This window comes from Jiella soli (assembly GCF_020615385.1).
Classification (GTDB): domain Bacteria; phylum Pseudomonadota; class Alphaproteobacteria; order Rhizobiales; family Rhizobiaceae; genus VKMB-3413.
The window spans coordinates 154159-166901 of sequence record NZ_JAJAVB010000032.1; the positions used below are offsets into that span (position 1 = coordinate 154159).

The 12743-nt window shown below is 67.6% G+C and carries 14 protein-coding genes; 5 read left to right on the forward strand and 9 right to left on the reverse strand.

From position 1 onward, the window contains the following. Window positions 1-17: 17 nt before the first annotated feature. The gene (locus tag LH400_RS20905) at window positions 18-419 is read left to right on the forward strand and encodes a hypothetical protein (protein ID WP_229155256.1); all 402 of its coding nucleotides are present in this window, start codon (window positions 18-20) and stop codon (window positions 417-419) included. Between the two features lie 194 nt (window positions 420-613). Further along, complete coding sequence (locus LH400_RS20910) at window positions 614-1063, forward strand: hypothetical protein (RefSeq protein ID WP_229155258.1); 450 nt, start codon at window positions 614-616, stop codon at window positions 1061-1063. Between the two features lie 344 nt (window positions 1064-1407). Here the strand turns inward: LH400_RS20910 and LH400_RS20915 are convergent, their stop codons facing one another. The 5 genes from LH400_RS20915 to LH400_RS20935 all read right to left on the reverse strand — a co-directional run bounded on the left by LH400_RS20915 (window position 1408) and on the right by LH400_RS20935 (window position 7925). Beyond that, window positions 1408-2538: an ABC transporter permease gene (locus LH400_RS20915; protein WP_229155260.1), complete on the reverse strand. Its 1131-nt coding sequence runs from the start codon at window positions 2536-2538 to the stop codon at window positions 1408-1410. A gap of 2 nt (window positions 2539-2540) precedes the next feature. Continuing rightward, the gene (gene rbbA / locus LH400_RS20920; RefSeq protein ID WP_229155262.1) at window positions 2541-5282 is read right to left on the reverse strand and encodes a ribosome-associated ATPase/putative transporter RbbA; all 2742 of its coding nucleotides are present in this window, start codon (window positions 5280-5282) and stop codon (window positions 2541-2543) included. A gap of 7 nt (window positions 5283-5289) precedes the next feature. Then, on the reverse strand, window positions 5290-6336 hold the full coding sequence (locus LH400_RS20925; protein WP_229155263.1) for an HlyD family secretion protein: 1047 nt from the start codon (window positions 6334-6336) through the stop codon (window positions 5290-5292). Between the two features lie 249 nt (window positions 6337-6585). Beyond that, window positions 6586-7206: a DsbA family protein gene (locus LH400_RS20930; protein WP_229155264.1), complete on the reverse strand. Its 621-nt coding sequence runs from the start codon at window positions 7204-7206 to the stop codon at window positions 6586-6588. Next, the gene (locus LH400_RS20935) at window positions 7203-7925 is read right to left on the reverse strand and encodes a L,D-transpeptidase (RefSeq protein WP_229155265.1); all 723 of its coding nucleotides are present in this window, start codon (window positions 7923-7925) and stop codon (window positions 7203-7205) included. The genes LH400_RS20930 and LH400_RS20935 overlap by 4 nt, the downstream gene beginning before the upstream one ends. Before the next feature lie 117 nt (window positions 7926-8042). Here LH400_RS20935 and LH400_RS20940 point away from each other — a divergent pair, with 117 nt between their 5' ends. From LH400_RS20940 to LH400_RS20950, 3 genes are read left to right on the forward strand one after another with little or no spacing between them, the layout of a single operon-like run. Continuing rightward, complete coding sequence (locus tag LH400_RS20940) at window positions 8043-8702, forward strand: response regulator transcription factor (RefSeq protein ID WP_229155266.1); 660 nt, start codon at window positions 8043-8045, stop codon at window positions 8700-8702. Between the two features lie 5 nt (window positions 8703-8707). Beyond that, window positions 8708-10078: an ATP-binding protein gene (locus tag LH400_RS20945; protein ID WP_229155267.1), complete on the forward strand. Its 1371-nt coding sequence runs from the start codon at window positions 8708-8710 to the stop codon at window positions 10076-10078. Between the two features lie 21 nt (window positions 10079-10099). Beyond that, complete coding sequence (locus LH400_RS20950; protein ID WP_229155268.1) at window positions 10100-10705, forward strand: SAM-dependent methyltransferase; 606 nt, start codon at window positions 10100-10102, stop codon at window positions 10703-10705. 13 nt (window positions 10706-10718) lie between these two features. Here LH400_RS20950 and LH400_RS20955 read toward each other — a convergent pair whose 3' ends face one another. From LH400_RS20955 to LH400_RS20970, 4 genes are all read right to left on the reverse strand, one after another. After that, window positions 10719-11144 carry a DUF6691 family protein gene (locus LH400_RS20955; RefSeq protein WP_229155269.1) on the reverse strand — a complete coding sequence of 142 codons (426 nt, stop codon included), beginning with the start codon at window positions 11142-11144 and terminating at the stop codon, window positions 10719-10721. 12 nt (window positions 11145-11156) lie between these two features. After that, a complete protein-coding gene (locus tag LH400_RS20960; protein WP_229155270.1) occupies window positions 11157-11591 on the reverse strand; it encodes a YeeE/YedE family protein in 435 nt (144 codons plus the stop codon). Between the two features lie 80 nt (window positions 11592-11671). Beyond that, a complete protein-coding gene (locus tag LH400_RS20965; protein WP_229155271.1) occupies window positions 11672-11893 on the reverse strand; it encodes a YgaP family membrane protein in 222 nt (73 codons plus the stop codon). Window positions 11894-11918: 25 nt separating this feature from the next. Then, on the reverse strand, window positions 11919-12704 hold the full coding sequence (locus LH400_RS20970) for a sulfite exporter TauE/SafE family protein (RefSeq protein WP_229155272.1): 786 nt from the start codon (window positions 12702-12704) through the stop codon (window positions 11919-11921). Window positions 12705-12743 lie beyond the last annotated feature (39 nt).

Consider the following 12743-nt stretch of genomic DNA (forward strand, 5'->3'; position numbering starts at 1 on the left):
GTCTAAGGAGAAGACGCATGAGCACGACCGCCCCTCAGAAGCCGCAAGGCGTTCCGGCCAGCTTCCGGCACGTCCGGCTGGAGCTCGCCCGCGAGAAGGATCACCCGGAGGGTGACCGGTACCAGGGTTACGACATCCTCGTGCCGCTCGATGCCTCCGGCCATCTCGATCCGGGAGAGTGGAAGGCGCACCAGGCGGCCTGCCGCGTACGCCGTTTCCACGAGGGCGAGGCGGACCAGATCGGCCGCCTGCGCCGCAAGCCCGGCGGCACCTGGTATTTCGACTATGTGGAAGGACGCGAGGACGACGAGGTGGGGTTCCGCTTCGGCGCGGAACGGTTCGTGCCGGGCGAATACGTCTCGATCAGCCATCGCGGCGTCATGCACACCTACCAGATCAAGCGCGTCCAGGAACTCTGATCGGCGAGGCAACCGCCGCGTCGATCAATTCCAGAGGGAGTGCGGGCTGTTCGTCGGAACATCCCTTCCGTCAGCCGGTCCTTTGGTCACGAACCATGAGGGCCGGCATCAAATCTCGATTTCAAAGAGGACTGGTGAACGAAGCCGGAGGATCCGGCCCAACCGCCAGTCCCATGTCCTCAAGGAGGCGAGTCATGCAGGAGGCAGCGATACGGGATCCGGTCGGCGACGAGTTCAGTTCGCCCGAAATGATCTTCCTCGGTTACCAGGCGTGGCACGTCCCGCTTCGGGCCATGACGATCGGCTGGCAGACGGCAGCGACCTTCGCGACCGGGATGCTTGGCTTCACGGCCCAGCGGCTGACCGAAAACCAGAAGACCGCCCGGGCCCTGATGGAATGCTGGAACTGGAGCGGTGCGGAGACGGAGCAGCGCGCCTGGCTGGAGGCGGCCGTCCGGCAATATCGCGAGATCGGCGCGGCGGCAACGCGCCTGCAGCAAGATGCGACGGATCGGCTGGCGGCGGAACTCGGCGATGTCTGGACGCTTCCGGCCGGGGAAGAGCCGGCGCCGGAACGGGCCGCTGTCGAGGCGGAGGGCAATGACGCCCCGATGCTCGACGAGCGGCCGGTCGATCCCGCCTGAGGGTCCTGCGCTCGGGAATGCGCTCCGCAATCCAAGGACGCGGCGGCGCGCGATATGAGGCCAAGAGGACGCGGGCTCCTATTCGGCCGGTAAACGACACTTGGTGAGGAGGGCAGGGGTCGGCAGGTGCCGGCCCCTCGATTTTTTTGACGAGGCGCTGCCGGACGGTGCCATCGACCCCCTCGACGACGGGTCGGGCCGCAGATGCTGCGCCTACCGCTCCACCGGTCACGCCGCGGACGGTCATGGATTGCCCGCGGCGGCGGTGGCACGCTTTCGCGTACCGTCGCGGCTGCGGCGGCGCAGCGTTTTTCAAGCCCTGATATCCAGCTGTCGGAGCGCGTTCAGATCCGCGAGAGGACGCCGCGGAAGCGCATGAGGGAGAGCGCGTAGAAGACCGCGCCCTGGGCAGCGAAGGCCAGAAGATCCGGCCAGACGATGCTGAGCCCGGCGCCGCGATAGAGCACCGCCTGCGAGAACGAGACGAAGTGTGGCGAGGGACCGACCACCTGCATCGTCAGCCGGAGCCAGTCCGGCATGCTCTCGAGCGGCGTCATGCCGCCGGACAGAAGGTTCAGGACGACCATGATCGGGATCACGAGCAGACCGAACTGGCCCATGGTGGTGGAGAAGGTCGCGAGCAGTATCCCGAGCGAGGCGACGGTGATTGTGTAGAGCGCCGTGCCGACGAGGAAGAGCGGCATCGAGCCTGCGGTCGGTACGCCGAGCGCCCAGCGGACGACGAAGATCAGCGACAGCGCGGCCGCGACGACGATCACCAGCCCGTTTGCCAGGATCTTCGACAGGACGATCTGGGCCGGGGTTACCGGCATCACCAGGAGATGCTCCACCGTGCCGTGCTCGCGCTCGCGGATCAGCGCGGCACCGGCCAGGATGAGGGTCAGCATGGTGACGTTGTTCATCACCTGCATCACCGCCCCGAACCAGACGGTCTCGAGATTGGGATTGAACCACGCCCTGATCACGATATCGACCGGAGCGCTCGACGCCTGCGCTCCGCCCGAAAGGAACGAGGCGATCTCGGTCGCGACGATCCCCTGCAGGTCGGTCGCGCCATTTCCCGCCTGGGCCATGGCGGTCGCATCGATCTCCAGCAACAACTCGGGCGAGCGGCCGGCCAAAAGGTCCGCCTGGAAATTCGGCGGGATGTTGAGGACGAAGACGAACCGGCCGTCGTTCAGAGCCGCATCGACGGCGTCGGCGCCGATCTCTACGGGGGCCTGGAACTGCGGCGGCCGGATCGCGTCGGCGAGCCGGCGCGAGAGCTGGGAGCGATCCTCGTCGACGACGGCCACGGCAACGTGCCGCACTTCGGTCGAGGCGTCGTTGGAGACGAGATAGATCGCCAGGGTGAAGGAGTAGACGACGAGGATCAGCATCACCGGGTCGGCTTTGATGCTGCGCAGTTCCTTGCCCATCAGCCGCAGGACGTTCGCGATCGTGCGACCCATCATCCTCAGGACTCCTGCTTCTTCAGGGCGAACTGCGACAGAACGAGGAAGCCGACGGCGAAACCGGCGAGCGCCAGGAGATTGGGCCAGAGTTCGCTCCAGCCGAGGCCTTTGGTGAAACAGCCCGCGGTCACCGGCTGATACCAGGCGGAGGGGAAGGCGAGGCCGACATAGCGTCCGAAGCCCTCCAGCGAGGAGACCGGAACGATCAGGCCGGAGAAGTTGACCGCCGGGATCACCGACAGGATCGCCGTGGCGAAGATCGCGGCGACCTGGGTGCGCGTGAAGCAGGAGAGGAACTGGCCGAAGCCGGTCGTCGCGGTGACATAGATGGCGGTGGCGACGGCCAGCAGCGAGACCGACCCCTGGAGCGGGACCTTGAACAGAGTGATCGCGAGGAGAACCAGCGTCACCGCGCTGACGAGGCTGATCGCTATATAGGGAAGCTGCTTTCCGAGCAGGAACTCGACCTTCGAAATCGGCGTCGAGCGGAAATTGGCGATCGAGCCGGTCTCCTTCTCGCGAACGACGCCCACCGCCGCCATGATCGCCGGGATGAGCACGAGCATCAGCATCATGATGCTCGGCACCATCGCGTTGACGCTTCGAAAGGTCTGGTTGAACCGGAAGCGCGGCAAGAGCGTGTAGGCACCTGCCGTTTCGCGCGCGCCCTCGGACGCCAGAGCATGAACGTAGGTGTTCGCCAGCCCGACGACATAGCCCCGCGCGGTTTCGGCGCGGAACGGCATGGCACCGTCCAGCGTGACCGAGATCTCCGTCGGCCGGCCGGCCACGCGATCGCGGCCGTAGCCATCGGGAATCTCGATGACGAAGGTGATGTCGCCGGATGTCATGCGCCGTTCCATCTCGGCGGCCGAGCCGATACTAGGCTGTTCCTCGAAGTAGCGCGAGCTCGAGAACTGCTCGACGAGTTCGCGGCTCTCCGGCGAATGGTCCTGATCGAAGGCCGCGAAGCGAAGATTCTCGACGTCGAAGGAAATGCCGTAGCCGAAGGTGATCGTCAGGATGATCGGGCCGGCGAGCGCGAAGAACAGCCGGATCCGGTCCCGCATCAGTTCGACCGCCTCGCGCCGCGCATAGGCGGACAGGCGCATGAGGGAAAAGCGCCGCGGCTTCTTCGGCGCGCGCGAAGGCTCGGCGGTGGCCGGCGGCTCCTCGGCGGCGGGCTTTGCACCGGCCTCGATGCCCGAGGCTTCCTCGAGATAGCCGATGAAGGCGTCCTCCAGCGAATCCGCCTTTCTTTCCTCGGCGAGTTCCTGCGGTATCCCGACCGCCAGCACCCGGCCGGCATGCATCAGCGAGATGCGGTCGCAGCGCTCCGCCTCGTTCATGAAATGGGTGGAGATGAAGATCGTCACCCCGTCCTCGCGCGACAGCTGGATGAGGCTGCGCCAGAAGGCGTCGCGGGCGATCGGATCGACGCCGGAGGTCGGTTCGTCGAGGATGAGAATGGCCGGTCGGTGGATCACCGCGACGGCGAGTTGCAGCCGCTGGCGGATGCCGAGCGGCAGGCCTTCCGGCTTTCGATCAGCATGGTCGATCAGGCCGTAGCGCGCGAGCATCTCATCGACGCGGCTTGCCACCTTGCCGGCGGGAACCTGGAACAGGCGCGCGTGAAGCTCGAGGTTCTGACGGACGGTCAGTTCCTCGTAGAGGGAGAAGCCCTGCGACATGTAGCCGACATTGCGGCGCGCCTCCATCTCGCGAGCGTCGACCGCCTGTCCGAACAGCCGCGCCGATCCCTCGGTGGGCTGCAGCAGGCCGGTCAGCATCTTCATGGTCGTGGTCTTGCCGCATCCGTTCGAGCCGATGAAGCCGAAGATCTCGCCGCGCTCGATCCGGAAGCTGACATGATCGACGGCGGTGAAGTCGCCGAACCGGCAGGTCAGGTTCTCCGCCTCGATTGCCGGTGCGCCGTCGTCGCTGGCCGGGCGGGGCGGCACGGCGACCGGAACGTGGCCGGCCCGCGCCGCTTCCGGCAAGAGCGCGATGAAGGCGGCTTCGAGCGTTTTCGCATCGGCCTGCGTCAGCATCTCGGCCGGTGTGCCGGTCGCGATGACCCGGCCCGCATGCATGGCGGCCAGCCAGTCGAAGCGCTCGGCCTCCTCCATATAGGCGGTCGCGACGAGGACGCTCATGCCCGGCCGGCGCGCGCGGATGGAATCGATGAGGTCCCAGAATTGGCGCCGGGACAGGGGATCGACACCCGTCGTCGGCTCGTCGAGGATCAGGAAATCCGGGTCGTGGATCAGCGCGCAGCAGAGCGCGAGCTTCTGCTTCATCCCGCCGGAGAGCTTGCCGGCCGGCCGGTCTGGGAAGGGGGCAAGTCCCGTGGCGTTCAGAAGATCGGCGATGCGCCTGCGCCGCTCTGCGGCGGAGTGGCCGAACAGGCGCCCGAAGAAGTCGAGGTTCTCCGTCACGCTGAGCGTCGGATAAAGGTTTTTTCCGAGGCCCTGGGGCATGTAGGCGATGCGCGGCGAGGATTGCCGGCGCTGCGCGGCGCTGGCCATATCGCCGCCGAGCACCCGGACCGTGCCCGCCTGGATCCGGCGCACGCCTGCCGCAAGAGCCAGAAGCGTCGACTTGCCGACCCCGTCCGGCCCGATCAGCCCGGCCATGCAGCCTGCGGGAATGGCGAGGTCGAGGCGGTCGAGCGCGAGGCCGGCGCCGTAGCGGTGGGTCACGCCGCAAAGCTCGACGATCGGCTCCTCGCTCACGGAGTGCATCTTGCGCTCATTGCGGCAGGTTGACCGTCAGCGCGGGCGGCCAGGGCGCCGACGGGTCGGTGCGCACATAGCCGATACCGCGCACGCCCACCTTGACCTGCCGCTCGAAGCGCTGCAGGAGCGCGCGGGGGATCTGGATCTTTACCCGGAAGACCAGTTTCTCGCGCTCGTCCTTGGTTTCCACCGCCTTCGGCGTGAATTGCGCATCGGCCGAAACGAAGGTGACCCTGGCCGGGACGACGTATTGCGGCACGGGATCGAGGATGATGCGCGCCTCGTCGCCGATCGCCACCTTGCCGGCCTGATCCGCAGGCAGGTAGAGCGACATCGAGACGTCGGTGAGATCGAGAAGGGTGACGATCCTTGCGCCGGCCGCGACCACCTCACCGGCGCGGGCGAGCTTGTATTGGACGCGGCCGCGGCGTGGCGCGGTAATCACCATGTCGTCGAGGATGGCCTGGAGCCGCGAGACCTCGGCCTTGGCGGCCTCGATACTGGACACGGCCTGCGCCTTCTGCGCATCGGCAGCGCGCCGCGCAGCTTCCGCCGTCCGCAGCGCGCCGCGCCGCTCGTCCCGCGTCTGGGCGCTGACATGGCCGGAGTGGAAGAGCTCGACGATGCGATTGTAGCTCGCCTCGGCGACCTCCAGCTCGCTGTCGCGCTGGGCGATCAGCGCCTCGGCCTCGGCGAGCGCGCTTTCGGCCCTCAGCTCGTCGGCCTGTGCACCCAGAAGCTGGGCGCGGCTTTCCCGGTCGTCCAGCCGGGCGATCACCTCGCCGGCCTCGACCATGTCGCCCTCTTCGACCATCATCTCGGCGAGGCGCCCGGTATATTTGGCGGAAACCTCGATTTCCTGCCCTTCGATACGTCCGTTGGAACTGGCGATCGTGTCGGGCAGCTTTTCGCCGCGCCAGCGGTCGAGGAGCGCCTTCAGCTTGAACTCTGCCGCCGCCGGCCGAACGATGCCCGGAGCCATTCCGGCCGCGCCGAGCAGCGGGTCGAGCGCCGCCAGGCCGACGAGCGCACAGACCATCGCGCCAAGTCGCATCTCCATGACAACGCCTCGCCTCCTGAACCGGGACTGGCCGACGACGCCCGGCTGCGGCGCTTATGCGCGAGCGGGCTTGGCGGCCATCACGGCCACCTATGGCCGGTTCCGCCGAGAGCGACCTTGATGCCGGTCAACGCGCCGCGGGAAAAGCCGAACCAAAAGATCCCCCGGGTGCGTGACCCGAAGGTCCCGACGAAACGGCACCGGGCCCGTCGCGTTGGCGGCAGGCTACGGGCGGGAGACCGGCCAGCGTCAGCCGCTCTTCTTGGCGCGGGCGTCGGCGATCGCCTGCTTGAAGTCGGCCATCTTCGGAACGCCCGGGAAGACCACGGTTCCGACGATGTAGGCGGGTGTGCCGAAGAAGCCGAAGCCCTCTGCCTGTGTCTTGTTGCGGGTGAGGATTTCGTCGATGCGCGCCTGGTCGCGCCGGTAGGCGGACTTCAGCGCCGCGATGTTGAAGCCGGCGGCCTTCAGCGTCGCGTCGATTTCCGGGTTCGTCAGTCGGCCGGGCGTCCTCATCAGCGCGTCGAGCGCCTGCGGACGATATTTGCCGGCGGCGAGCGTCAGTTGCGCGGCATATTCGGATGGCGGCCCGAAGATCGGCCAGTCCTTCATCACAAGCCGGATCTGGCCGTCGTCCCGGACGATCTTCATGACGTCCGGATAGGCCTGCTTGCAGTAGGGGCACTGATAGTCGAACCATTCGACGATGGTGACATCGCCCTTGGGATTGCCGAGCAGCGGCGCCTGCGGGTCGTGGAGCACCGCCTCCTTCGACATCGGGTCGGGGGCGGCGGCCAAGCTCCGCCCGGCCGCGAGCGTGGCGCCGCCGGCGAGCGCGGCGGTCAGGAACGTCCTGCGATGCATCGTCATGATGTCGGTTCTCCATTGTTCGTCCCGGCTGTCGTCTGGTCCATGCCGACGACGACGACCTTGGTGCCGGCCGGCACGCGGCGGTTCAGGTCGATGACGTCCTGGTTCAGCATCCGGATGCAGCCGGAGGAGACGGCGTGGCCGATCGACCATTCCTGATTGGTGCCATGGATGCGGAACAGCGTGTCGCGGCCGTTCTTGTAGAGGTAGAGAGCGCGGGCTCCGAGCGGGTTCCGGATGCCTCCGTCCATGCCGTGGCGCAACTCGCCGCCATATTTTTCGGGTTCGCGCTCGATCATGTCCGGGGTCGGCGTCCAGTGCGGCCAGGCGGCCTTGCGGGCGATCGTGCCGGTGCCGGTGAACTCCATCCCGGCCTTGCCGACGCCGACGCCATAGCGCATCGCCTTGCCGTTCTCCATCACGAGGTAGAGAAACTTGGCGTGCGGATCGACGACGATGGTGCCGGGTGGCTGGTCGGTCCGGTAGTCGACCACCTGGCGGATGTTGCGCGGCTTCATCCCGGCGGGATCGACGGCCGGGATGTGCCAGCCATTGTCCTCCTCTGCGCCGTACATTCGCGCGATACGCGGGTCTGGCTTCGGCGCCTGCGGTTGCTGATAGGCGAGCGTCTGGACCGAAGGCCTCTCCGTCGTCGAGCAGCCGGCGGCGGCAAGCGCCGTTGCCAAAAGGCCTGCGGCCCGCAGGATCTTCAGGGTCATGAAATCGCCTCGGCTTGTTGCGTTGGAGAGGGCGCTTCGGCTCGCGAGCTTAAGGCAGCCTTAAGCCGGGAAGGGTTGACCGGAGGGGAACGCAGCAAGAGGTGAGGGCGGCGGCCAATGCGTATCCTGATCGTCGAAGACGACGAGATCCTGGGCGACGGGCTGAAGGTCGGGCTGACGATGAACGGCTTCACGCCGGACCTCGCCGTGTCCGCCGCCGAGGCCGATGCGGCACTGATGGCCGGCGGCTTCTCGGCGGTGGCGCTCGACGTCATGCTGCCGGACGGCAGCGGCCATGAGCTCCTGCGGACGATGCGTCGGCGCGGCGACGCGACGCCGGTCTTGATGCTGACCGCGCTCGACAGCGTCGCCGACCGTATCAAGGGGCTCGACGGCGGCGCCGACGATCATCTCGGCAAACCCTTCGATCTCGACGAGCTGGCGGCGCGGTTGCGGGCGCTCGTCCGCCGCGGCCCGGCGCGTCGGACCGCGCATCTGGAATTTGCCGGCGTCATGCTCGACCCGGCGCGCATGGAGGCAGAGGTTGACGGTCAGCCGATCGGCTTGTCCCGCCGCGAGTTCACCATCCTCCACGCGTTGATGGAGCATCCCGGCGCCATCCTGTCGCGGGCGCGGCTCGAGGAGCGGCTCTACGGCTTTCAGGAGGGGGTGGAGAGCAACGCCGTCGAAGTACATGTCCACCATCTGAGAGCCAAGTTCGGCAGCCGCTTCATCGAGACCGTGCGCGGCGTCGGCTACCGGCTGCGGGAGCCGTGACGGCGATGCGGTCGATGCGCGCCCGGCTGTTCCTCGTCCTCATCGCCGCGACCGGCCTCGTCTGGCTGTTCGCGACCGCCTGGGTCTATCTCAGCACAAGGGCCGAGGTGGAGCATGTGCTCGACGCCCGCCTGATGGAGGCGGCGCGCATGGTCTCGTCGCTGGTGGACAGCCAGGAGATCGACACCGCCGTCGCCTCGCTCGACCAGGGTGTGATGCCGAAGGTCGGGCACAGTCCATACGAGCGGCAGCTCTCCTGCCAGATCTGGTCGCTGACCGGAACGCTGATCGGCAGATCCGACGGCGCCCCGGCCGAACGCCTATCGGACCATCCGGACGGCTTCGCCGAGCAAATGATCGGCGGCGACAGTTGGCGGGTCTACGCGATCACCGACAAGGCGCGGGGCGTGCAGGTGCTGGTGGGCGACAATCTGGACATCCGGGCCCGGCTGGTACGCGACATGGTAAAGGGCCTCGTCCTGCCGATGGCTCTGATCCTGCCGGTCCTCGCCGCGATCCTCTGGTTCGGCGTCGGCCGGGGCTTGAAGCCGCTGTCGCAGCTCGCGGCGGGGCTGGAAAGCCGGGACGCCGAGGATCTCCACCCGCTGCCTCAGGAGGCTGCGACGGCTTCGGAGATCGGCCCTGTCGTCACCGCGCTCAACGGGCTTTTCCGCCGCGTTGCCGATGCGCGCGAGCGCGAGCGCCAGTTCCTCGCCTATGCCGCGCATGAGCTGCGAACACCCTTGAGCGGGCTGAAGACCCAAGCCGAAATCGCGCTGAAGGCCAACCGCGATGAGACGCGGACGCTGGCGCTCAACCACATCGTGACGGCGGTCGAACGGACGGCGCGGCTGGTGCGCCAGCTGCTGGCCATGGCCGAGGCGGAAGCGGTCACCACCGGGAACGCCAAGCCGCTCAGCCTGCTCGAGGCTGTGCGCGAGGCGGCGGCCGGACAGGAGGAGAGGCTTGCCGCCGGCGGAGGCCATCTGCGGCTCGATCCCTCGCTCCATGAGATCCGGATCACCGCGAACGAGATGCTGTTGTCGCTTGCGCTCCGCAATCTCGTCGACAATGCGGTCGGCCATTCGCCGGCGGACGGAACGGTCTCGATCTCATGGACTGGGGACGCGATCGCGGTGGAGGACGAAGGACCGGGAATGTCAGACGCGGAGATCGCGCGGGCGACGAGCCGCTTCTTTCGCGGCAGCAACCGGACGCCGGTGGGCAGCGGCCTCGGCCTTGCGATCGTAGAGATTGCGGCCGAAAAGCTTGGCGGCCGGCTGATCCTCGCCCGGCGCGAGCCGAGAGGGCTGCGGGCGGATCTGCACCTGAGGCCGGACGCCGAGGCGGTCGAGGCGCCGCTTTCGACGACTTGAGGCGAATTCGAGAGGAGATCGATGATGCGATGGGACGAGCGCTATGCCGGAGAGGACTATCTCTTCGGGACAGAGCCGAATGCCTTCCTGAAGAGCCAGGCCTACCGCCTGGAGCCGGGGCAGCGGGCGCTGGCGGTCGCGGACGGCGAAGGGCGGAACGGCGTCTTCCTGGCCGAAACAGGGCTGGCGGTCACCTCCATCGACGCCTCCGAGCGGGGCCTTGCCAAGGCGCGGGCGCTCGCGGCGGCGCGCGGGGTCGCGCTCGATGCGAGGCTCGCCGACGTGATCAACTGGGACTGGCCGCAGGCGGACTTCGACGTGGCCGTGGCGATCTTCATCCAGTTCGCCGACCCGTCGATGCGGGCGATCCTGTTCGACCGCATGCAGGCGGCGCTGCGGCCGGGCGGGCTCCTGATCCTGCAGGGCTACCGGCCGGAGCAGGTCGACTATGGCACCGGCGGGCCGCCGCAGCGCGAGAACATGTACACGCGCGCCCTTCTGGAAGAGGCCTTCGCGGACCTCGACATCCTGCATCTCGAAGAGCACGATTCGGAGATCTTCGAGGGTAGCGGCCATGGCGGCCGCTCGGCGCTGATCGACCTCGTCGCGCGGCGGTCGTCGGTCTGAGGTCGGCGCGAGGTCAGGCGACAGCCGTCCCGCGCTCCTTCAAGACGGTCGCCAGCGCCATGCCCACCAGCATCGCCGGCAGGAAGACGAGCGTTCCTGGCGCAGCGAGGCCGAGTGCCGTCCAGGCAGGGCCCGGACAGAAGCCGCCGATCCCCCAGCCGATGCCGAAGATCGCGGCGCCGGACAGGAGGTCGCGGTCGATGTCGCTTCGTCTCGGGACCTGGAAGTCCGCCAGCAGCAGCGGCTTCTTGCTTCGCCAGACCAGCCGATAGCCGATGAAGGTGGTGATCGCCGCGCCGCCCATGACGAAGGCGAGGCTCGGATCCCATGTGCCGAAGACATCGAGGAAGTTAATGACCTTGGCCGGATCGGACATGCCGGCAATAACGAGGCCGACGCCGAAGAGGAGGCCGGAGAGTAAGCCGAGGAGAATACGCATGGAGTTTAAATCTCAGACGAGGTGACGCAGGACGAGGACGGTGACGAAGGCACTCGCCATGAAGGTGAGGACGGCGACCAGCGAGCGCGGCGATAGCCGGGCGAGACCGCAGACCCCATGGCCCGAGGTGCAGCCCGAACCCATTACGGTGCCGAAGCCGACGAGGAGGCCGGCCACGGCCATGGCGGGAAGATTACCCGAAACGGTCTGGTGGACCGGTGCGCCGGTGACCGCCGCAATGAGGAAGGGAGCCGCGACGAGCCCGAGCACGAAGGCGATGCGCCAGTCCCAGTCGTCGCGGCGCATCGGCACCGCGCCGGTGGTGATGCCGGAAATGCCGGCGATCCGGCCGAACAGCGCCATCACGAGGACAGCGGAGAGGCCGATGAGAACACCGCCGATCGTCGAGGCGTAGGGTGTGAAGGGGGTGAGGGTGTCGAGAGGCATCGCAGTTTCCCCTGCGCGGATGTAATCTCCCTGCCGCACCGCGCTGCGCGGCAGGAATGGTGGGATGCTGCAGAGCTGGCTCAGCCGGCGGCGCGGCTCCGGCAACTGCTGAGGCCGAAGAGGGCATAGGCCGGGCAGACCCTGACGAGGGCGGTCAGCGCGAGGATGACCGCGACCGCGTAGGCAAGGTAGGTCCAGGGCGCGGCCGTGAGGGCGTATCCGGCATAGGCTGCGAAGAGCGCGAGCACGAGACGCACGATCCGGTCGGTGGTCCCGACATTGGCAGTTCGTAAGAGGGCCATGTCTTTCAAGCTCCAGTTTCGAGGATCAGAGGAAGGCCGTCGCGCTCTTGATGATCATGTAGATCGCGACGACGAAGATCAGGCCGGCAAAGGCGATGTTGAGGGCGCCTTTCTTCCCGGCGAGGAAGCGGGCGACGAAGGCTCCGACGACGCCGCCGGCAATGCCGCCACCCACGAAGACGAAGGCGAGCGGCCAGTCGACGAAGCCGGACAGGGCGTAGTTCAACGCCGTCGTCAGGCCGAAGGCGGCCACCGCGACCAGCGAGGAGCCGATCGCGTTCAGCATCGGCATGCCGGTCGAGGCGACGAGGCCGGGGACGATCAGGAAGCCGCCGCCGATCCCGAAGAAGCCGGAAAAGGCGCCGGTGAGTCCGCCGAAGCCGAGGACCTTCGGCGCGTTCTCGCGGTTGCATTCGGCACCGGGATTGCCCTCGCGCCCGCGCCCGCGGACCATCAGCACGCCGACGACCATCATCAGGAGGGCGAAGAGGAACAGGAGCTTCTGCCCGTCAATCGCCTTGCCGAGGGTCGAACCGAGAAACGCGCCGACGATCCCGGCGACGCTGTAGACCGCGGCGCAGCGCCATTTGACATTGCCGAGCCGAGCATGGCTGACGAGGTTCGTGCCGGCATTCGCCGCCACGGCGAAGGCGCTGGTGCCGATCGCCATGTGGGCGTTGGGCACGCCGACGAGATAGACCATCAGCGGCACGGCGAGGATCGAACCGCCGCCGCCGAACAGGCCGAGGGTCAGTCCGACCAGCGAGCCGGAAAAGGCGCCCAGAAGATATTGCAGCGGTTCGAGATTCATCGTCAGATCACGCGGTGTCGGAGGATGTGTGGTGCAGCG